Origin of the sequence: Persephonella sp., assembly GCF_027023985.1 — a bacterium.
Taxonomy (GTDB): domain Bacteria; phylum Aquificota; class Aquificia; order Aquificales; family Hydrogenothermaceae; genus Persephonella_A.
This window is the reverse complement of record NZ_JALVTW010000033.1, coordinates 96,461-114,647: the sequence shown is the minus strand read 5'-3', so window position 1 is coordinate 114,647 and position 18,187 is coordinate 96,461. Positions and strand designations below refer to the sequence as shown.

General features: G+C 33.4%; 26 protein-coding genes and 1 tRNA gene. 10 read left to right on the top strand and 17 right to left on the bottom strand.

Annotation, left to right across the window (positions count from 1 at the left end; translation table 11 throughout):
* Nucleotides 1-477, top strand: a complete 477-nt coding sequence (locus MVE07_RS08810; protein ID WP_297456419.1) for a cytochrome c — start codon at nucleotides 1-3, stop codon at nucleotides 475-477.
* A 35-nt stretch (nucleotides 478-512) separates the two neighbouring features.
* Here the strand turns inward: MVE07_RS08810 and metF are convergent, their stop codons facing one another.
* The 3 genes from metF to MVE07_RS08795 all read right to left on the bottom strand — a co-directional run bounded on the left by metF (nucleotide 513) and on the right by MVE07_RS08795 (nucleotide 3,091).
* Nucleotides 513-1,391, bottom strand: a complete 879-nt coding sequence (gene metF / locus MVE07_RS08805) for a methylenetetrahydrofolate reductase [NAD(P)H] (RefSeq protein ID WP_297456416.1) — start codon at nucleotides 1,389-1,391, stop codon at nucleotides 513-515.
* A gap of 158 nt (nucleotides 1,392-1,549) precedes the next feature.
* Nucleotides 1,550-1,879 (bottom strand): (2Fe-2S) ferredoxin domain-containing protein, encoded by a 330-nt coding sequence (locus MVE07_RS08800; protein WP_029519954.1) that lies wholly within the window; start codon nucleotides 1,877-1,879, stop codon nucleotides 1,550-1,552.
* Between the two features lie 75 nt (nucleotides 1,880-1,954).
* On the bottom strand, nucleotides 1,955-3,091 hold the full coding sequence (locus tag MVE07_RS08795; protein ID WP_297456414.1) for an SPOR domain-containing protein: 1,137 nt from the start codon (nucleotides 3,089-3,091) through the stop codon (nucleotides 1,955-1,957).
* Between the two features lie 268 nt (nucleotides 3,092-3,359).
* On the opposite strand from MVE07_RS08795, the gene MVE07_RS08790 reads away from it, so the two are divergent.
* From MVE07_RS08790 to MVE07_RS08775, 4 genes are all read left to right on the top strand, one after another.
* Nucleotides 3,360-3,680: a hypothetical protein gene (locus MVE07_RS08790; RefSeq protein WP_297456412.1), complete on the top strand. Its 321-nt coding sequence runs from the start codon at nucleotides 3,360-3,362 to the stop codon at nucleotides 3,678-3,680.
* Nucleotides 3,667-3,852: a hypothetical protein gene (locus tag MVE07_RS08785; RefSeq protein WP_297456410.1), complete on the top strand. Its 186-nt coding sequence runs from the start codon at nucleotides 3,667-3,669 to the stop codon at nucleotides 3,850-3,852. Before MVE07_RS08790 ends, MVE07_RS08785 begins: the two co-directional genes overlap by 14 nt.
* 163 nt (nucleotides 3,853-4,015) lie before the next feature.
* Nucleotides 4,016-4,147 (top strand): hypothetical protein, encoded by a 132-nt coding sequence (locus MVE07_RS08780; protein ID WP_297456408.1) that lies wholly within the window; start codon nucleotides 4,016-4,018, stop codon nucleotides 4,145-4,147.
* A 45-nt stretch (nucleotides 4,148-4,192) separates the two neighbouring features.
* Nucleotides 4,193-4,333 carry a hypothetical protein gene (locus MVE07_RS08775; RefSeq protein ID WP_297456405.1) on the top strand — a complete coding sequence of 47 codons (141 nt, stop codon included), beginning with the start codon at nucleotides 4,193-4,195 and terminating at the stop codon, nucleotides 4,331-4,333.
* Here MVE07_RS08775 and aat read toward each other — a convergent pair.
* Together aat and MVE07_RS08765 are read right to left on the bottom strand one after the other, a co-directional pair.
* Complete coding sequence (aat, locus tag MVE07_RS08770; RefSeq protein WP_297456403.1) at nucleotides 4,325-4,990, bottom strand: leucyl/phenylalanyl-tRNA--protein transferase; 666 nt, start codon at nucleotides 4,988-4,990, stop codon at nucleotides 4,325-4,327. The genes MVE07_RS08775 and aat overlap by 9 nt on opposite strands.
* Complete coding sequence (locus tag MVE07_RS08765) at nucleotides 4,987-5,826, bottom strand: hypothetical protein (protein ID WP_297456401.1); 840 nt, start codon at nucleotides 5,824-5,826, stop codon at nucleotides 4,987-4,989. The genes aat and MVE07_RS08765 overlap by 4 nt, the downstream gene beginning before the upstream one ends.
* A 28-nt stretch (nucleotides 5,827-5,854) precedes the next feature.
* Between MVE07_RS08765 and MVE07_RS08760 the strand changes: the two genes are divergently transcribed.
* The 3 genes from MVE07_RS08760 to MVE07_RS08750 all read left to right on the top strand — a co-directional run bounded on the left by MVE07_RS08760 (nucleotide 5,855) and on the right by MVE07_RS08750 (nucleotide 7,271).
* Nucleotides 5,855-6,469, top strand: coding sequence for a hypothetical protein (locus MVE07_RS08760; RefSeq protein WP_297456399.1), 615 nt, complete (start codon nucleotides 5,855-5,857; stop codon nucleotides 6,467-6,469).
* Nucleotides 6,470-6,576: 107 nt separating this feature from the next.
* Nucleotides 6,577-6,849 (top strand): HU family DNA-binding protein, encoded by a 273-nt coding sequence (locus MVE07_RS08755; protein ID WP_029521762.1) that lies wholly within the window; start codon nucleotides 6,577-6,579, stop codon nucleotides 6,847-6,849.
* Between the two features lie 104 nt (nucleotides 6,850-6,953).
* Nucleotides 6,954-7,271, top strand: coding sequence for a hypothetical protein (locus MVE07_RS08750; RefSeq protein ID WP_297456396.1), 318 nt, complete (start codon nucleotides 6,954-6,956; stop codon nucleotides 7,269-7,271).
* 20 nt (nucleotides 7,272-7,291) lie between these two features.
* Here the strand turns inward: MVE07_RS08750 and MVE07_RS08745 are convergent, their stop codons facing one another.
* Nucleotides 7,292-7,516, bottom strand: a complete 225-nt coding sequence (locus MVE07_RS08745) for a ferredoxin (protein WP_297456394.1) — start codon at nucleotides 7,514-7,516, stop codon at nucleotides 7,292-7,294.
* Between the two features lie 79 nt (nucleotides 7,517-7,595).
* Between MVE07_RS08745 and hemW the strand changes: the two genes are divergently transcribed.
* Entirely contained in the window at nucleotides 7,596-8,735 is a 1,140-nt protein-coding gene (hemW, locus tag MVE07_RS08740; protein WP_297456392.1) for a radical SAM family heme chaperone HemW, read from the top strand.
* On the opposite strand, the gene proC is transcribed toward hemW, so the two are convergent.
* The 4 genes from proC to MVE07_RS08720 are packed head-to-tail and all read right to left on the bottom strand — an operon-like array spanning nucleotide 8,728 to nucleotide 12,739.
* The gene (gene proC, locus MVE07_RS08735; protein ID WP_297456390.1) at nucleotides 8,728-9,525 is read right to left on the bottom strand and encodes a pyrroline-5-carboxylate reductase; all 798 of its coding nucleotides are present in this window, start codon (nucleotides 9,523-9,525) and stop codon (nucleotides 8,728-8,730) included. The genes hemW and proC overlap by 8 nt on opposite strands.
* The gene (locus MVE07_RS08730) at nucleotides 9,518-10,135 is read right to left on the bottom strand and encodes a 3'-5' exonuclease (RefSeq protein WP_297456388.1); all 618 of its coding nucleotides are present in this window, start codon (nucleotides 10,133-10,135) and stop codon (nucleotides 9,518-9,520) included. Before MVE07_RS08730 ends, proC begins: the two co-directional genes overlap by 8 nt.
* A gap of 11 nt (nucleotides 10,136-10,146) precedes the next feature.
* On the bottom strand, nucleotides 10,147-11,313 hold the full coding sequence (locus MVE07_RS08725) for a cation:proton antiporter (RefSeq protein WP_297456386.1): 1,167 nt from the start codon (nucleotides 11,311-11,313) through the stop codon (nucleotides 10,147-10,149).
* The gene (locus tag MVE07_RS08720; RefSeq protein ID WP_297456384.1) at nucleotides 11,306-12,739 is read right to left on the bottom strand and encodes an NAD-binding protein; all 1,434 of its coding nucleotides are present in this window, start codon (nucleotides 12,737-12,739) and stop codon (nucleotides 11,306-11,308) included. The genes MVE07_RS08725 and MVE07_RS08720 overlap by 8 nt, the downstream gene beginning before the upstream one ends.
* Before the next feature lie 60 nt (nucleotides 12,740-12,799).
* On the opposite strand from MVE07_RS08720, the gene MVE07_RS08715 reads away from it, so the two are divergent.
* Nucleotides 12,800-14,047: a glycosyltransferase gene (locus tag MVE07_RS08715; protein ID WP_297456382.1), complete on the top strand. Its 1,248-nt coding sequence runs from the start codon at nucleotides 12,800-12,802 to the stop codon at nucleotides 14,045-14,047.
* Here MVE07_RS08715 and mltG read toward each other — a convergent pair.
* The 7 genes from mltG to MVE07_RS08680 form a co-directional block, all read right to left on the bottom strand.
* Nucleotides 14,041-15,027, bottom strand: a complete 987-nt coding sequence (mltG, locus tag MVE07_RS08710) for an endolytic transglycosylase MltG (RefSeq protein WP_297456380.1) — start codon at nucleotides 15,025-15,027, stop codon at nucleotides 14,041-14,043. The genes MVE07_RS08715 and mltG overlap by 7 nt on opposite strands.
* Entirely contained in the window at nucleotides 15,028-15,441 is a 414-nt protein-coding gene (gene ruvX / locus MVE07_RS08705) for a Holliday junction resolvase RuvX (RefSeq protein WP_297456378.1), read from the bottom strand.
* Nucleotides 15,438-15,644, bottom strand: a complete 207-nt coding sequence (locus MVE07_RS08700) for a DUF2892 domain-containing protein (protein ID WP_297456376.1) — start codon at nucleotides 15,642-15,644, stop codon at nucleotides 15,438-15,440. The genes ruvX and MVE07_RS08700 overlap by 4 nt, the downstream gene beginning before the upstream one ends.
* Before the next feature lie 23 nt (nucleotides 15,645-15,667).
* Nucleotides 15,668-16,954, bottom strand: a complete 1,287-nt coding sequence (gene leuC / locus MVE07_RS08695; RefSeq protein ID WP_297456374.1) for a 3-isopropylmalate dehydratase large subunit — start codon at nucleotides 16,952-16,954, stop codon at nucleotides 15,668-15,670.
* A gap of 88 nt (nucleotides 16,955-17,042) precedes the next feature.
* Nucleotides 17,043-17,471, bottom strand: a complete 429-nt coding sequence (locus MVE07_RS08690; RefSeq protein WP_297456372.1) for a PIN domain-containing protein — start codon at nucleotides 17,469-17,471, stop codon at nucleotides 17,043-17,045.
* Nucleotides 17,461-17,724 carry a hypothetical protein gene (locus tag MVE07_RS08685; RefSeq protein ID WP_297456370.1) on the bottom strand — a complete coding sequence of 88 codons (264 nt, stop codon included), beginning with the start codon at nucleotides 17,722-17,724 and terminating at the stop codon, nucleotides 17,461-17,463. The genes MVE07_RS08690 and MVE07_RS08685 overlap by 11 nt, the downstream gene beginning before the upstream one ends.
* A gap of 331 nt (nucleotides 17,725-18,055) precedes the next feature.
* Nucleotides 18,056-18,142, bottom strand: a tRNA-Leu gene (locus MVE07_RS08680).
* Between the last annotated feature and the right edge of the window lie 45 nt (nucleotides 18,143-18,187).

Below are 18,187 nucleotides of genomic sequence, written 5' to 3'. Positions count from 1 at the left end.
ATGAAGAAGTATATTTTGGCTGGTTTATCTGTATCGGCGATATTATTTTCCTGTCAAACACAACAAAAACCTGAAGTCTCTAAGCAAGAAATAAAATTTGGTTATCAGGTTTATAAAAAAACTTGTTCAGCTTGCCACTGGGAAAGTGTAACACCCCAGCAGATAGAAAAAATCAAAAAAACAGTTATGGCAGGTGGAAGACCACCTTTCGGTGCACCTCCTATGGCCGAAGTATCTGCAAGGGTTAAAAAGTTTTATCCTTCAGAAAAAGAGTTTGTAGCTTTTGTAAAAGATTACATAACAAATCCTTCCAAAGATAAAGGTGTTTGTCTTCCTATGGCATTTAAAGTTTTTGGAACAATGCCACCTATAGGTAAAGGCTTATCAGAGGAAGAAAAAGAAGCAGTGGCAAAATGGCTTTATTACAGATTTAATATAAGCTGGGAAGAGTTTATGAAAAGGGAACATCATAAATAAGATTATTCCTGCTGTAAAACCTATTAAAAATGAGTTTATATAAGCTCCTTAATTCGGTTGTATATCTCTATAGTAGCCTTTGATTTGTTAAGGGTATAAAAGTGAAGGCCTTTCACACCATTTTTAAGGAGGTCTTCACATTGTTTAACAGCATAGTCTATTCCTATTTTTTCAATTTCTTCAGGTTTATCTGCCACAGCTTGCAGTTTTTGGATTAATTCCCCGGGTATTGTTGCGCCGCACATATCTGCAAATTTTTTAATCTGTTTAAAGTTTGTAATAGGCATAATTCCCGGGATAACAGGGATATCAACACCTTCTTTCTGTAGTTTTTCAATATAGTTATAAAAATATCTGTTGTCAAAGAACATCTGGGTTATGGCAAATTCTGCTCCAGCTTCCACTTTCTTTTTAAAGTAGTATATATCCGTATCTAAATCTGGGCTTTCAGGATGCCCTTCCGGATATGCTGCAACTCCTATACTAAACCAGTCCCCAAATGTTTCTCTTATCAGTGAAACAAGTTCGCTTGCATATCTACAACCATCAGGAGGAAAAACAAATGTTTCCTCCTGTCCCTGCGGAATATCTCCCCTTAATGCAAGGACATTTTGAACGCCTATTTCTTTATATTGGCTTAGGATATCTATAATTTCTTTTCTGGTATGACCTATACAGGTCTGGTGTGCCATTACAGTCAGATTTGTCTGGGTATGAATCTTTTTGACAACTCTTATTGTCCTTTCTCTTGTAGTTCCACCTGCCCCGTATGTAATAGAAACAAAAGTTGGATTTATAAACACAAGCTCTTTGATTGTTTTAAATAAAGCTTCTTCACCCTCTGCACTTTTAGGAGGGAAAAACTCAAAAGAAATACTTCTTTTAACCTGCTTAAGGATTTCTGATATCTTCATAAAAACAGTATAAAAGAGTCAGAGAAATTTTGCAAATCATTTGCAAAAAAGATTATTGATAGAAAGACAAGAAACTGAAATCTCTACTGGATTTGTTATAGATTGAGAATGCTAAAAATTTAGAAATAAAAAGCCCCAAAAGATGGGGCTTTTAGGATTTAAAACATGGCAGGTGGTCTACCTTTGGATGTAACCAGTCTTTCTACAGGTTCACCACCTAAGATATGTTTTTCAATGATTTCAGGAACATCTTCAGGTTTTACATTTCCATACCATACAGCATCAGGATAAACAACAACTGTTGGTCCCATCATACAAGGTCCCAGGCAACCTGTTGGGGTAACAGCCATTTTATCAAAAAGGTTTTTCATCATCATTTCTTCCTGAAACTTCTGGAAAATCTGGTCTGAACCTTTATCACCACAGGAAGGCATTCCAGGTGGTTTTCTTTGTAAACATACAAATACATGCTTAAAATCTGCTGACATCAGCAAACCTCCTCATTTTTTTGAAAAATATCTTAGTAAAAACCGAAAAACAGAAAAATGATTTAGATTAGCTTTTTATGGTAGTTGAGTGATTATGCTATCTTTTATTCCTTTAGACTTTATTTTTTGCTGCAAGGGTTTCAGTTCTTCTTTTGAAATTGATTTTCCACAGAACACACCGTAATATTTTTTATATTTTTTTACAAAACATTCTTTTAGATTTAATTTTTTTAGCAGTTTTTTAGCTTTATCTTCTGTAGAAAAAACAGCAACCCTCACAGAGTATTCAGATATAACCTTAGCTTTTTTAAACTGCTGTAATCTTTTTTGAGCAAGCTGGCCGTATTTAGATTTATATTTTGTAGCTTTTAGATAGTATTTTGCTGCTTTTTTATAGTTTTTGTTTAAATCCTGAATAACTCCCAGATAGTAATAGGCAAAATCTTTATATTTTTCTTCTGTCGTAAGCTGTTTTAAGTATCTTTCAGCCATTATATAGTTTTTCTTTTTCAGATAATATCCTGCCAGAAATTTAAGCATATCCGGTGTTTTAAATGTTATTGCTTCCAGCTCTTTTACGGCTTTTTCCGGTTGTTTTGTTTTTATAAAAGATAATGCCCTGTAGTAAAGCACCTTTTCTTTTGTTTCTGGGGGAAACTTTCCAAGCCGCTGGGTGTATTCTATTACTTCTTTGTATTTTTTCTGTTTATAAAGGGCTAAGGCCTTAAATAATCTAAGTTCTTTTATATCTGGCAGTTTTTCTATTTCTTTCCAGTTTTTTGCTTTTGCATATATAATTGCAAGTTCTTTGTATAATGCTTTTTGTTTATCTTCAGGTGCAAATGGTATATAAAATTGAATTATTTTTGTTTTTTCTGGAGAATTTTTAAACAGTTTAAGACCAAGGATATAAATATATTCAGCTGTTTCAGGTGATATTTTTTGATTTTTTATTTCCTCAATATATTTGAGAAACTGCTTTTTATCTCCAGCTTTGTAAAGGGAAGAAAATATGAGCTTTATAATTTTTTCTCTGTAGGGGTCATTTTTAGGGGCTTTTTTCAAGTATTCAAGACCTTTTTGTGCAGCAGTGGAATATACCCCGTCTTTGTATAATCCTTGAATAACTCTCAGAAGTGTATTTCTTTCCTTCTCGGAAAAGCCATAGGAAAGGCCTGCTATAAAAAGAAATATAAGAACTATTTTCCTCATAAACAAATTATACCAAAAAGGGAGGAGTTGTCCCCCTCCAGAAATCTGCGCAGGAAGAAGCCCTTCCGGGTAAGATGGAACGCAGATGGGCCCTGCCGTAAGTTAGTATTAACTTACCTCTGTGAATTGGGATTTGTCAAGTTAGAAACTAAGCAAACCTTTTAAAAACTTTTAGATCTGTGTCAACAACGAGAATTATATATTTAACATAGTTTTTGTTTGTATAATCTTTACACTACATTTAATTTGATATACACTGTGTAGTGTAATGAAGAACAAAATCATAGAAAATATCTTAATAGAAGAGAGAGAAAGGCTTTTAGGAAGACTAAAAGTAATAGAGCATAGACTAAAATCTTTGCCTTCCGGATGGATAAGAGAAATAAAAAAAGAAGATAAAACCTATAAATATTTATATAAATCAAAAAGAGAAGGTAAAAAAGTAAAATCTATTTTTGTAGGAAAAGTTGATGAAAATATTGAAAAACAAATAAATGAAAGAAGAAGGTTAATTGCAGAAAAAAAACGATTAAAAGAAAGAATTGAAGAATTAAATAAACTATTAAGGATTTCTAATGGCAGAAATTGATGATGTTTTAAAAGTTATAAATCAATTGAATAAATATCTAAAAGGATATTATGTTTTGGGAGGAAGTTGGGTTTTATATTTTTATAGATTTAAATATCCTGACTTTAAGTATGCATTAAGAACGTTAGATATAGATTTTGTTTTCAGTCTATATGCTATATGTAAAAAATAAAAAAATAAAATTTAACCTGTAGGGAAAATTAGAGGAATTAGGATTTTTTCCAGAAATAATAGGAACAATAACAGGTTATAGCTATGCAACATTTAAAGGGGAAAATATAGATATAGAATTTATAATTGAAGAACCAGCAGGTTATAAAAGCAAAATTTTAAAATTGGAAAATCTAAATATTGATGCTACTCCTCTTCCTTTTATAAGTGATTTATTGGAGGATATCATTTATGTAGATGTTGAAGGCGTAGAAATTCCTTTACCTTCTTCAGAAAGATTTCATATTCATAAATAGATAGTAGCACAAAGAAGGCAAAGTTATGTAAAAAAACAAAATGATTTGATACAAGGACTGGAAGTCTTAAAAATATGTAATGCAAATAAAATTCAAGAACTAACCCAAAATTTAAAAGGAAAAAGAAAAAAACTTTACCAAAAATCAAAAGAGGAAATTAAAGAAAAAGAGTTGGAATTATACTAAAGATGTTTTTTTGTGAATTGACTTACTAATAATATCCAAGAACTCTTTCCTTGGAATTTCCCTTGCACCAAACCTTGCCATATGGGGTGTAGACTGCTGACAATCGATAATATCAAATCCTTTTTCTTTTAGCCTGTTAACAAGATGGACAAAGGCCACCTTTGAAGCATCAGATACTTTGTGGAACATAGATTCTCCGAAAAATGCACCGCCTATAGCTACTCCATACAAACCCCCGACCAGATTTCCATCTAAATATGTCTCTACACTATGGGCAAATCCAAGTTTATGTAATCTTATATAAGCTTCTATCATTTCTGGAGTTAACCATGTGCCATCCTGACCTTTTCTCTTTACGGTGGCACAGTTTTTTATCACTTCCTCAAATGCAGTGTTGAATTTGACTTCAAAGCCCTTGTTTTTCAGGACTTTTTTTAGGCTTCTGGATATTTTCAGCTCATCAGGAAACAAAACCATTCTTGGGTCCGGAGACCACCATAAGATAGGCTCCCCTTCAGAATACCATGGGAATATCCCTAAAGAATATGCAAAAATAAGTCTTTCAGGAGATAAATCTCCACCTATGGCAAGGGGATAATCCCCCGGGGCATTATAAGGGTCAGGAAACCATATATCCTCTTTATCTAACCAAATCATGGCTTTATATTATACAGATAATCAAATTTCAGTTTTTTTCTGTCTAATAATTTATTAAAAATTTTTATTCCTGCAGGTTCATTTTTGTTCCCGTGAATAAGTATAATTGAACCTTCTTTTACTTTTTGTCCTAAAGCAAGCCATGCATCACTGCCAAGGGCAATAAGACCGTATTTTTCAGCAACTGTTTTCCTTATCCTGTAATCTGCAACAAGCCCGGGATAACGGATAAAAACAGAAGGGGTAATCCCATTTTCAATAAGTAGTTTTTCAACTGCAGTAATCTCATAAAACAGGTTTGTTCCTTTTTTCATCAGGAAGTTTTTGTCTAAAGGCAATCTCCGTTTATAAAAATGCGTGAAAGTATGATTTATCCATACAACATTTAAACCGCTATTTTTAATCCACTCCACAAACTTTTTATTTTTCAAAAACCATCTTCCTGTTATAGAAAAGGCAATATTTTTATATCCTTTCTTTAAGAAATTTTTCATAGTTTTAATTTCAAATGCTTCCTTTTTAGAGGATGGGCATAAATCAACTGTTAAGTAAACTTTATCTGTGTTTCCATTTCTTAAGCCGCCGTTGTATAACTTGTCTGATATACTTTTTTGAATTAAGCGAAAATATCTACTATTTTTTATCTCGAACTGTTTAAACTCTATCTGTTTTTCAGGGAATATCTTTGTTCTTAAGCTATCAATATCAACAGCCAAAACCTGTTTAGAATTATTGAGGATAAATTCCCTTATTGCTAAAAATCTATGCCCATTAAACTCAAATGTTTTATGTATTAATCTGTAATCCTTGATTTGTGCTAACGAGATATTTATCATTAGTAAAAAAAGAATTAAGGGCTTTTTCATGGTAAAACCTGTTTTTAGATTTATTATAGCTGGAATATTTTTTGCTGTGTTTTTTTCGGGGTGTTCTTCACCTAAATATAAAATAGAAAAGATATATCATCCCCCTACAGATAAAGCCTGTGTGAACAAATGTCAAGAAGAATTCCTAAAGTGTCAGGATACCTGTCAAAAAAACTATAATCAATGTTTATTAAAAGCTCCTGAGAAAGCCAAAAAAATTTATGACCAGCTTGAAAAGGAATATACACAAAAATTGCAGGAATATTATAAACAATACAGAATTTACCAAAACCAGCTTCGTGAAAGAGAAAAAACAATAGAAAGATTAAAAGCAGATTTAAAATTCTATGAAAGGTTATGTGCACAGTATAAGGATAAGGAAGCCTGTTATCGTAAAGAAAATATAAAAAGAGCATTAAAAAAACTTGAATATAGCACCCCTGTTGCACCTGAAAAACCTGAAGAAATTTCTTATCAGGAAGTTTTAGAAAAAGAAAGGGCTTTATGTAAATGTGATTGTGGTTGCAAAGAAATATTTGATGCCTGTTATCAGGCTTGCGGTGGAAAAGTAGAAATAAAAAGAATATGTATTGAAGATTGTGATAAAGATTAAGTCACAGGGATTTTAGACGATAAAATTAACAAATATTTGTAAAATAAGGAAAATTTTGTTATAAATTTTAGGACTATAAATAACAACTAACGGGGAGGTTAGAAGCCATGACAAAAGCAGAATTAGTAGCAAGAGTAGCTGAGCAGGCGGGGACAACAAAGGCTGCAGCAAGAAGATGCGTTGATGCATTTGTTCTTACTCTCGCTCAAGCTCTGGAAAGAGGAGAAAGAATTGCACTTCCAGGACTTGGTGTATTCAACGTAAAAGAAAGAAAAGCAAGAAAAGGAAGAAACCCAAGAACTGGAAAAGTTATCAAAATCCCTGCCAGAAAAGTTGTTACCTTCCGTCCTGCTAAGTCTCTCAGAGAAAGAGTTAAGTAATTAATCCTTATCTTATAGGGGCATTAATGCCCCTTCTTTAAATTTTTGAAAATTTTTCCAATCTGCATATATTGACCCCGTGAAGTAATAAAGGAGGGGTCAAAATGAAACTCAAAATCACCCCAAAGTTTGTCACCATCGTAATGTTATCACTTATGGTTCTATCTGTAGGATTATATATGATAGGAAAAAGTGTTGATTTCTTCAATTCAGAATTTGCCCAGAATGAATCAGATTTTAGAGGTTATATAATTGTTTTATTTGCAAGATTGTTTATGATTGTTGGATGGCTTGCAATTATTCTTGGTCTTTATTTTAGAGGTCAGTTTAATGATATTGAAAAACCAAAAACGGATTTACTTGAACTTCATGAAAAGATAGAAAAAATTGAAAAGGAAAAATTAATGAAAAAGGGGGCATAACCCCCTTTATGTGAAGAAAATTATTCTTCTACTACTTCTGTTTGGAGTGCACCAGATGGGCATTCTTCTGTGATTTCGAGAGCTCTTTCTGCGAGTTCTCCTTCTATGATAGCACCATCTCCGCCGATTTCGTCCTTAACTTTAGCTATTCCGTCACCCTGGTCTTCGTAAACTTCTGGAAGTTCATCGTAGCAGAGTGCGCAAGCTGTGCAGAGATCCTGGTCTACAGATACTTTTACTTTCATTGGACTAAACCTCCTTGTTAGTTAGTCAATCTTAAGTTCCTATAGTATATGTCAACAATAAGGAAATTGCAATATAACAATGTTTGATTTTTTGAATAAAGATGCTATTTTAGATTGCATGATTAAAGGAATATATATCCATATACCATTTTGCATTAATAAGTGTCCTTATTGTGATTTCACGTCTGTCGCATTTGTAGACAAAGATATTTTCAGAAGGTATTTAAATCTTCTAAAAAAAGAGTTCCTTTTATATAAGGACAAAAATTTTAATATCCAGACTATCTATTTTGGCGGAGGAACGCCATCGGTTTTTCCCCCTGAATACATAGAGGAAATTATTGATTTTATTGCCGATAATGTCAAAACCGTGAATAATCTGGAAATAACCATAGAGGTTAATCCTGAAACCTATAGATACAAAGAATTTAAACAGCTATTAAATGCCGGAGTTAATCGTATAAGTATTGGTGCACAGAGTCTTAATGAAAAGGTTTTGAAATCCCTTGGTAGATGGCATTCTCCCAAAGATGTTGTAGAGACAGTTTATTCAGCTGCAGATGCAGGAATAGAAAATATAAATATGGATATGATTTACGGTGTTCAGGGGCAAACATTAAAAGGCCTTGAAGAAGACCTAAAAGGATATACTCAACTTCCAGTAAAACATATATCTGCGTATATGTTAACTGCTTATGAAGAAACTCCTCTTGGTCAGATGGTAAAAAGGGGTGAATACTCATTGCCAGAGGAAGATTTATTACTGGATATGTTTAAGCTAATTGATGGCTTTTTAAATGAAAAAGGGTTTGATAGATATGAACTTTCAAACTGGGCAAAAAAAGGCTATCACTGCAAACATAATCTTTTTTACTGGACAGGAGAAGAATTTCTGGGAATAGGTGTTTCTGCATGGTCTTTGGTGGATAACGAAAGATTCGGTAATACAAAAAATCTGTATGAATATATGGAAAAAATAAATAAAGGTCAGTCTGCTGTTTTGTTCAGAGATAAACTTTCTCCAGAGGAAAAAAGGAAAGAGAAAATAATTCTTGGACTGAGACTTGCAGAGGGTATAGATATAGAACTGGTAAAAGATAAAATGGATTTTGTTAATCAGATAGTATCTGATGGTCTTGCCAAAATAGAAAATAACAGGCTGAAACTTACACCTGAAGGTATTATGGTATCAAACTATATAACCGCTTCCCTTATTTAGATAACTCTTTGCTTCTTTTTGTTGCTTCCTCCACAGCAGAAATAACAGCGTCTTTAAGGCCTTTTTCCTCAAGTTTATGTAAAGCATAAATAGTCGTTCCTGCAGGTGAGCTTACCTTGTCCCTTAAAACAGCAGGATGTTCATCAAGCTCTTTAACCAGCTTTGCAGCACCTAAAACTGTTTGGACAGCAAGTTCTTTTGCCTGAGCGTAAGACAGCCCTCCTTTAATGCCACCTTGAATAAGTCCTTCAATAAACATAAATACATAAGCAGGGCCACTTCCAGACAGACCTGTTACAACATCCATTAGAGACTCATCAACTTCAACAACAACCCCGAGGGCATTAAGAATATTTAAAATTTCTATCTTCTTATCTTCATCTATTTCCCCAAAAGACACTCCTATTGCACCTTCACCGATAAGTGCAGGTGTATTAGGCATAATTCTAACTATAACCGGTTCTTCAAGGAATTTTCTTATTTTTTCTATTTTTATTCCAGCTAAAACAGATATCAGAACTTTATCCTCTGTCCAGCTGTCCTTTATAGGTTCCAAAGTTTTTTCTAAATCTTTAGGTTTAACTGCCAGAAAGATTATTTCAGAGTTTTCAACAACTCTTTTATTACTGGAACTTCCTGCAACATTGTATTTTTCAACCAGATAACTAATCCTATCAGGGTCAATATCGGAAACAACTATTTCTGTAGATTTAACTACATTCTTTTCAATTAGCCCTCTGACTATAGCCTCTCCCATATTTCCTGCGCCGATTATTCCAATCTTAAACATATTTCTTCCTCTTCATTCTGTCATTTATTCTTTTTCCCTCAGATAGCCTTATTATATCAATTACCCTGTTGACATTATAATCCTCAAGAAACTGAAGCATTTTTATAAATATCTTAAGTGTGGTTTCTGCATCAGATAAAGCCCTGTGTCTTTGTTTAAAAGGGATATTAAAATGGAATGCTATATTTTCCAGAGATTTGCTATCAATATCAGGAAGAATACGCCTTGCAAGATTATCTGTGCATATCACCGGATTTTTTAGTGTTTTGTTCAGGTAAAGTTTTCCGTTATAGTTTAGAAAGGAAATATCAAACTTTGCATTATGGGCAACAATTATACTGTCTTTTATAAATTTGAAAAACTCAGGCAAAACCTCATTTATCTTTGGCTGGTCAATCACCATTGCTGTTGTGATACCGGTCAATTTAGAAATATGCTGTGGAACAAAATCCATATCAGGTTTTACAAGTTGATGGTATCTGTCAATCTCCACATTTCCCTGAAATTTTATTGCGGCTATCTCAATTATATAATCCTTTTCAGGATGAAATCCTGTTGTTTCAAGGTCTATAACTGTAAAAACAGCCTCATCGGTTGTCAGGTTATACATCTTTTATTCCTTTATGTATTTTGTTTAAGTATAAATTTAAATATCCATGGATACAAAATTCCACTTAGAAGGGCAGCAAGGATAATCATTGATGCATATTTTTCATCTATTGTATGGGTTTCAAGACCCAGTGTTGCAATAGCAACAAGCAGTGTAAGGGGCATTGAGGTAGCAAATGGGAAAGATATGATTTCCTTTACAGAAAAACCGGAAAAAATCAGAGGAATAGCAGCAAAAAATCTTATCAGCAAAATAACAGCTATTATGCTAAGAGCCCCTAAAAATACTTCTTTTTGTAAAAAGCTAAAAATATCAAATCTCAAGCCTACCTCAATAAAAAACACAGGAATTAAAAAACCATACCCAAAACTTCCTATTTTTTCTTGAATTTCATGTCTTTCTTTGAAAATCATTGCAAATAGCATTCCACCGAAAAATGCACCTATTATATATTCAAGTCCCAGTATGTTTGCAAGTGCTGCAAAAACAAACATATTTGCAAAATTAGCCCTGACCGCTGTTTCTGTTGGGTCATCTGTTTTTATAAACAAAAACATTTTTTTAGGATTCCACCATGCATAAAGCTGTAGAAGTTTCAACACAATATATGCAATAAAGAAGAAGATGTATATCTCTATTAGCTGGATAAATGTTTCCTTTGATAAACCGTGTTCAAAATACATAAAAAATCCGGATATAAAAAGAAGACTGAGGACTTCTCCTATACTGGCGATTATTAACATTGATTGGGCAAATTCTGTTTCAAGGAGTCCGGCATCTTTCAAAACAGGATAAAGCAACCCCACAGCTACGGTAAGATAAATCAGTATATTAATTTTAGGCTGACCTGTATAAAATACTATTACAAAGGAAAGGATAACAATTATCAGTATAGATAGTATGTATATAAACAGATTTTTCTTTGGGGTAACTTTAATTTTTTCAAAATTAATTTCCAGACCTGCAAGATACATCAGGATAAGAAAACCAAGGCTACCTAAAAAATGGAGAATACTAAGACTGCTTTCAGCTGCAAACTGTTTGAAAAATATTCCTATTATCAGCCCAAATAATATTTCCCCTACAGCAGAAGGAAGCATAAGCCTTTTACTGATAAAAGGCATTATAAATGCACCTACAGAGACCACAAGAAGCAATATAGATTCTTCTTTACTCATAGGTCATTTCCTCTAAAGGAAAACATAAAACCGAGGATTTTACATTTTTGGTTATATAAAATGGAACATTCGGAGAAAATACGGATATTTTTTCCTTTTTGTCATAAACTGTCAAAAGCAATGAATCCTTTTTATCTTTCATATATTTCAGTGTTTCCTTTACAGGATTTCCCTCTAAAACAGAGTATTTAATCCCTGTTTTGTATATATGTTCAAAATCTGAGATAATCTCATTCCTTTCTTTTATGGCTTCTTCTTCCTCTATACCCCTTAACTCCTCAGGCATGACACCGTAAACAACCTCAACAGGCAGTTTCATAAGCCTTGATAGTTCAATTCCCATCTCAAGAATGAAAGCAGGTTCGGAGCAGTTAAAAGAAACAACAATACTTTTATAAGGAGAACTTCCCCTGCTGATTAAAAATGGCTTTGTTGCCTCTTCGAATATAGCTTTCAGCTTAAACCATTTGAAAAATGGTTCTTTTATAAATGGGATTATAACTGTTCCTATATCTTCTTCTAATTTGAAAAGCTGCAGATGGCTATTAACAGGATTTTTTATCTCAAAATTATCAACAGTCTCTTTTATAAACTCAAAATCTTTTCTTATGTCATATTTTTTATACGGATATATCTGTAATTTATGGGCTTTTGTATGTTTTTTTAGATAAGCTGCTTCTTCAAGGCTTTTTCTGAATTTAGGGGCATAAATTGTGGCCATATCTGAGCCAAACTGGAGAGGAAATTGGGGAATACCTTTAATTAAAATATTAACCAGATTTTCCAGTACTTTAGGGTCACCTATAATTACAACTTTATCTCCTACCTTTATTCTCTCATTTCCTGTAGGTATGATAAGTTCGCCATTTCTGTAAATGGCGGCAATTCTCCATCTGGTAGGTTTCAAATATTTGAGTTTTCTATCTACAAGATGTGAGCGGGCAAGTATGTTAACCTCAATAATCTCCCCTTTCCCAAGACCAATATTTGTGGCGACGGTGTAATTTTTTTCTATCTTTGATACAACAGCATTTGTTATTATTTCTGCAGGTTTTATAATTGTGGCTTCAAAACTTTCAAAATCTTCAGCCCTATCCTCATCAAAAAGTAAAACAATAACCGGACTATCAAGCTTAAAAACCTCTCTAGCTATTCTGCATACTTCCAGAGAGACATCTGTATCCTTTATGGTAGAAATAATATGACCAATTGATGCCAGTTCTATCTTTTTCCATGTGAGGATACTGGAGGCATCACCATGGAGAAATTCAACGTTTTCAAATTCGCCGGAGAGTTGTGAGATTACAGACTCATTTATATCAACTCCGATTATTTCCCAGTTTTTTGATAATTTTTCAATCAGTTTTTTACCAAAAAATCCCAGCCCAAATATTATTATTTTTTTCTTTTTTCCTTCAGAGACCATAAATCAAATCCTGTAGTAAAATAATTTTCAAACATTATAACAGAAGAAAACGGAGGCTATATGAAACCAAGAATTGTCTTTATAAAAACACCAGACCCTAAAAAAATTGTTGACTCTCTTATGGAAGGTCTTGCAAAATCACTTTCTGCAAGAAATTTTGAAACAAAAATTGTAGAACCAACACCTGAAAATGTTCAGGAAGTAGTTAATGAAATCATTGAATACAAGCCGCTTTTTACATTTGATTTTAATCTGGATGGTCTAATCTTTGCAGAAAAAGATGGAGAACAAAGAATTCTTCCTGATGTTATCGGGAACATCCATGTAAGCTGGTTTTTAGAAGACCCTATGATTCATTTTACAAAACTAAAATCAACACTTCACTCTAATCAGCTTCTTTTCCTGACTATAGATATAGAACATGCCCAGTGGATTGGGGGCATGAAAAAAAATGTTGCCTTTATGGCACCGGGAATTAATCCCGGAGATTTTCCCCCTCCAAACACCGAAAAAGAGTTTGATGTTGCATTCTTAGGACCGGTTTCTGACCCTGATATTATTGAACAGGCTTGGAAAGAAAGATTTGACCAGCCTTTATTTGATTTTGCCGTTGAACTTGGAAGAATGCTTTACAGAAATCCTGATATGCCTGTTAGATATGCCTCAGGATTTTTACTTTCCCAGTATACACAGGATTTTCAACAGGCAATGTTCAAGTTCCAGCAGGAAAGGGAAGATGATTTTATGAAATATCTTATAGAGATAGCCCTATATGCTATGCATCTTAGAAGATGGAATATTATTGATTCTATTGAGGATTTTGAGATAAATGTTCTGGGTCCTGTTCAGGGAGAAACCAAAGAAAATGTTATTGTGTATGAAGATGTAATAGAAAACAAAGATGTAATAAACTTCCTGTCAAAAACAAAAATATCCCTACTATCCCATCCGACATTTATAACAACCGGACTTGCCTATTCAGTATTTGCTTCTGTTGGGGCAAACACACTTACAATGGTTGAGGAAAGACTTGCATCAAAATCATTCCTTGTTGATGGTCAGGACTTAATTACATACCATCCTATTGATAGCGTTGAGATAGAAGGGAAAATAGCATATTATCTGGAAGATGCACCTCAAGAAAGGGAAGAAATAGCAAAACACGGCAGAGACAATGTATTCCAGAACCACACAATTCTCCATAGAGGAGAATTCCTTGCCAATATACTAAATGACATTATAAAACAGGCTTCTGGAGTTGAAGAAAACAACGGCCAGAAAACTGAAGACCAGCAGGAGGGTCAGTAAGCTGCCCTGACCTTCCTTAGATGTTCTCTGTATGTTTTAGAGAAGGAATGTCTTTTGCCATCTTTAGAGAAAAAATATAGATATTCTGTCTTTTTATAATTAATCACAGCTTTTAAACTCTCCAGTGAAAAGCTACATATAGGGGTAGGTGGAAGTCCTTGATACAAATAGGTGTTATAAGGTGAATCTATTTTCATATTTTTCTTTGTAAGGTCTCCATACCACTGATTTTTAAGCTTTAGAGCGTAAATAATTGTCGAGTCAATCTGCAATTTCATTCCTTTTTTAAGCCTGTTTATTATAACCCCTGCTATTATAGGTTTTTCTTCTGGAACAGCAGTTTCCTTTTCTACCATAGAAGCCACAATCATAACTTGATATGGAGTGAGATTTTCTACAGGTTTCAAAACAGGTTTATATTTTCGTTTAAAATCCCCTAAAAATGTTTCAATTATATTTCTAAGGGTAAAATCTTTTCTAAAGTAATAAGTATCAGGTGGAAAATATCCCTCAAATGACTTGCCTTCAAGTCCATACCATCTAACATTTTTCGGGTCAAAGACATACTTATAGAATTCCTCTTTTTGAACAAATCCTGCTTTTTCCAGTTTTTGTCCTATGTCTATTAAATCTTCACCGGGAATAATGGTAAATTTTATTAATTTTTCTTTACCTGTATAAAGAATTTCCCATACTTGAGGAATATTAAGTTTTCCTTTGAACATATAAAAGCCGTATTTAAGGGGTTTGTTTTTGTATCTGGCATATAGAATAAAAAGATTTTTGTCTTTTATTATTCCTTTCTTTTCTAACTTTTCTGCAATCTTTTTTATACTTTCCCCTTTATGTATTTTGACAAAAACAGGTTTTGAAAGTTGATTGTATGAATTAATTTTTGATAATAGGACATAATAAGATATTCCGGATATAGCTAAGATTAGTAAAAATAAAGCAGCTAAAAAATAAACAAGCTTTTTCATCTAAATGTGCAAACTATCCAGATATGTTTTTAAGATATAAACAGCAGATACACTGTCCAGTTTTTGTTTTCTTTTTGATTTTTTTGTGGTTTCTCTGAGCTGTCTTTCTGCCAGTGTTGTTGTAAATCTTTCATCAACAAACTTTATAGGAATATCAGGAATTTCCTGTTTTAGTTTTTCTGCAAACTCTCTTGTTTTCTGTGCCTGTTCCCCTTCTTCGCCTTTTAGGGTTAAAGGAAGACCTATTACTATTGTCCCGATGTCATATTCTTTGACTAAGTTTTTAATTTTTTCAAATACTTTTTCATCATTTTGGATAACAGGAAGGGGATTTGCAGATATACCAAAGGGGTCGCTATAAGCAACCCCTATTCTTTTATTACCAACATCAAGGGCTAAAACCCGTTTGTTCATGCTTCAGCTGCTTCCTGGCAGTTATCACATCTGGATGATACGCCGGTAAGTTTATAAAGTGGACAAAAGCCAATTATTGCTGTAAACATAAAGATAAATCCAACTACTTCTCCGATTTTCCACACTCCGCCTACTTCAATACCGAGCCAAACCAGTATTGCACCAATTAGAACTCTAATTAAAGCATCCCATAAGCCTATCATCTTGCTACCCTCCAAGGTTTATATTAAACATTTACTTCTGCTTTTGTTCCTACAACTTCTTCAGGGTGTGCAATTCTTCCTAATACTGCTGAAGCTGCAGCTACTGCAGGACCTGCCAGATAAACCTCACTATTTGGATGTCCCATTCTTCCTGTGAAGTTTCTGTTAGATGTTGAAACGCAAACCTCTCCTTCAGCGAGGATACCCATATGTCCACCAAGGCAAGGACCGCAAGTAGATGTGCTTATCAGACATCCTGCATCTGCAAGGATTTCAAGGATTCCTTCATGGAGTGCCTGTTTGTATGTTCTATCAGATGCAGGAATTACAATACATCTAACATCAGGATGAACTTTTCTGCCCTTTAGTATCTGAGCAGCTATTCTAAGGTCTGTAATCCTTCCGTTTGTGCATGAACCGATGAAAACCTGATTAATAGGTTTTCCTGCAACTTCTGAGACAGGTTTTACATTTGATGGAAGGTTTGGAGCTGCAACAACAGGCTCTATTTTTGAAGCATCAAATTCATATTCACAGCAGTATTTTGCATCAGGGTCAGCTTTTATCATTCTAAGTGGTTTTTTGGTTTTATCTTTAAGCCATTCTAAAACTTTTTCATCAGCTTCCATTATTGCATTTTTTCCACCTGCTTCAATTGCCATATTTGTTATTGTAAGTCTTTCCTCAACAGGAAGATCTTTAATAGCTTCCCCGTGATATTCCATAGCCCTGTATAAAGCACCATCAACACCTATTTTTCCAATTACTGTAAGGACAAAATCCTTTCCACCTACCCATTTTTGTCTTTTTCCGTAGAATGTGAATTTCATAGTTTCAGGAACTTTAAGCCATGTTTCACCTGTTGCAAATATATATGCGATATCTGTTGAACCTACTCCTGTGGAAAATGCACCGAGGGCACCGTATGTGCATGTATGGGAATCAGCACCCATTACTAAATCCCCAGGAGCAATAAATCCTTTTTCCGGCAGAATTGTATGCATAACTCCAGAGTCCTGACCTTCAAAATAGTTTTTAATTCCCATTTTTTTGGCAAAATCTCTGGAAATTTTTATCTGCTGTGCAGATAAAATATCTTTTGGAGGGAAGAAGTGGTCCATAACAAGGGCTATTTTATCCGGATCATGAACCTTATCTATTCCATATTTTTCAAGCTGTCTTATTGCAAGTGGTGCTGTGATATCATTGGCTATTGCAAGGTCAACTTTAACTGTGACCAGTTCTCCTGGTTCTACATAATCTCTTCCTGCGTGCTCTGCAAGGATTTTTTCTGTTAACGTCATTCCCATTTATGTTTCCTCCTAAGTTTTCTTAAGGTATATGAAAAATATGAATATATATTTTAAACCTTTTTATGATTATTTACATCTTCAGGGGTTAAATAAGTTTTTCAATAAAATCTTTAGTGCTGGTTTTTTTGATTTCAGGTGAAAGAAGGTTATCATCATTGGACAAAATTAAATCACATTCATTTTCCAGTGCTAAGACATACTGCAGAGTGTCTTCCAAGTCTTCAAACTTTTTATCTTTTTGCATCAATTCTATTGCTTTTTGGGTTTCATAGTTTGAAAATGGGATTAAATACATTAATTCAAAAGTGTATGAAAAATTTTCTAAAGCTTTTTGTTTATTATACTTTTTTAATACATAGTAAACGGTAGTTATTAACTCACAACTGGTTAATAGCTCTACATTATTTTTTTGTAAATAAAAGAAGGATTTTTTTGAATATTCACTATATGGCCTATCATCTAAGAACAGGTCTAAAATAACGTTGGCATCTACAAATACCTTTTTATAATTCACTTCCCATCTGCTCCTTTATTTTTTGTATAGTTATGTTTGGGTCAATTCCTTTGAAGTATTTCCTGTTTTCAACAATCCTTTCTAAAGCTTCTAATTTTTTCTTTTTTTCTATTTCTTTATAGACTTCCTCTATAAGCTCTTCTATAAGCTGGCTCTGAGATTTATTTTCTATTTTTGCCAGTTCTTTCAGTTTTCTTTCTGCTTCCTTAGAGATAGTTATATTTTTTCTTACCTTTTTACTTTTTAATTTCATACTAATACCCTCTGCTTTAGTCTATACACCTAAATTTATACATAAATAGATATGTGTCAATTAAATACAATTAATTTTTCGTTTATTGATATGTCCCGAAAAAAATTTTATTTTAAAATGTTTCTTTGTTTAGATACCTATATATCAATATTTTAATGAGTGTCTCGAAAGTATAGAATTTTCTAAACCTGACAGGTAGAAATTTATTAACCTCACAAAAAGGGGAATTTTTTAATTTTCTAAACTTCTAAATCTAAATGATATTGATATCTATTAGTGATATGAGCTTTTGATATGAAAAACAAGAAATTTTTTGAAACCTTTGATTTAGTGGTGCGAGAGGGGGGAATCGAACCCCCACGGCCTTGCGGCCAAGGGATTTTAAGTCCCTCGCGTCTGCCAGTTCCGCCACTCTCGCTTAGGAATATATATTATATGGAAATTTTACTGCAAAAACAATATC

Excerpts from the sequence above, each read along its gene's own strand:
- MVE07_RS08810 (WP_297456419.1), top strand. The coding sequence starts at position 1 with ATGAAGAAGTATATTTTGGCTGGTTTATCTGTATCGGCGATATTATTT.
- metF (WP_297456416.1), bottom strand. The coding sequence starts at position 1,391 with ATGAAGATATCAGAAATCCTTAAGCAGGTTAAAAGAAGTATTTCTTTT.
- MVE07_RS08800 (WP_029519954.1), bottom strand. The coding sequence starts at position 1,879 with ATGTCAGCAGATTTTAAGCATGTATTTGTATGTTTACAAAGAAAACCA.
- MVE07_RS08795 (WP_297456414.1), bottom strand. The coding sequence starts at position 3,091 with ATGAGGAAAATAGTTCTTATATTTCTTTTTATAGCAGGCCTTTCCTAT.
- MVE07_RS08790 (WP_297456412.1), top strand. The coding sequence starts at position 3,360 with ATGAAGAACAAAATCATAGAAAATATCTTAATAGAAGAGAGAGAAAGG.
- MVE07_RS08785 (WP_297456410.1), top strand. The coding sequence starts at position 3,667 with ATGGCAGAAATTGATGATGTTTTAAAAGTTATAAATCAATTGAATAAA.
- aat (WP_297456403.1), bottom strand. The coding sequence starts at position 4,990 with ATGATTTGGTTAGATAAAGAGGATATATGGTTTCCTGACCCTTATAAT.
- MVE07_RS08765 (WP_297456401.1), bottom strand. The coding sequence starts at position 5,826 with ATGATAAATATCTCGTTAGCACAAATCAAGGATTACAGATTAATACAT.
- MVE07_RS08760 (WP_297456399.1), top strand. The coding sequence starts at position 5,855 with ATGGTAAAACCTGTTTTTAGATTTATTATAGCTGGAATATTTTTTGCT.
- MVE07_RS08755 (WP_029521762.1), top strand. The coding sequence starts at position 6,577 with ATGACAAAAGCAGAATTAGTAGCAAGAGTAGCTGAGCAGGCGGGGACA.
- MVE07_RS08750 (WP_297456396.1), top strand. The coding sequence starts at position 6,954 with ATGAAACTCAAAATCACCCCAAAGTTTGTCACCATCGTAATGTTATCA.
- MVE07_RS08745 (WP_297456394.1), bottom strand. The coding sequence starts at position 7,516 with ATGAAAGTAAAAGTATCTGTAGACCAGGATCTCTGCACAGCTTGCGCA.
- hemW (WP_297456392.1), top strand. The coding sequence starts at position 7,596 with ATGTTTGATTTTTTGAATAAAGATGCTATTTTAGATTGCATGATTAAA.
- proC (WP_297456390.1), bottom strand. The coding sequence starts at position 9,525 with ATGTTTAAGATTGGAATAATCGGCGCAGGAAATATGGGAGAGGCTATA.
- MVE07_RS08730 (WP_297456388.1), bottom strand. The coding sequence starts at position 10,135 with ATGTATAACCTGACAACCGATGAGGCTGTTTTTACAGTTATAGACCTT.
- MVE07_RS08725 (WP_297456386.1), bottom strand. The coding sequence starts at position 11,313 with ATGAGTAAAGAAGAATCTATATTGCTTCTTGTGGTCTCTGTAGGTGCA.
- MVE07_RS08720 (WP_297456384.1), bottom strand. The coding sequence starts at position 12,739 with ATGGTCTCTGAAGGAAAAAAGAAAAAAATAATAATATTTGGGCTGGGA.
- MVE07_RS08715 (WP_297456382.1), top strand. The coding sequence starts at position 12,800 with ATGAAACCAAGAATTGTCTTTATAAAAACACCAGACCCTAAAAAAATT.
- mltG (WP_297456380.1), bottom strand. The coding sequence starts at position 15,027 with ATGAAAAAGCTTGTTTATTTTTTAGCTGCTTTATTTTTACTAATCTTA.
- ruvX (WP_297456378.1), bottom strand. The coding sequence starts at position 15,441 with ATGAACAAACGGGTTTTAGCCCTTGATGTTGGTAATAAAAGAATAGGG.
- MVE07_RS08700 (WP_297456376.1), bottom strand. The coding sequence starts at position 15,644 with ATGATAGGCTTATGGGATGCTTTAATTAGAGTTCTAATTGGTGCAATA.
- leuC (WP_297456374.1), bottom strand. The coding sequence starts at position 16,954 with ATGGGAATGACGTTAACAGAAAAAATCCTTGCAGAGCACGCAGGAAGA.
- MVE07_RS08685 (WP_297456370.1), bottom strand. The coding sequence starts at position 17,724 with ATGAAATTAAAAAGTAAAAAGGTAAGAAAAAATATAACTATCTCTAAG.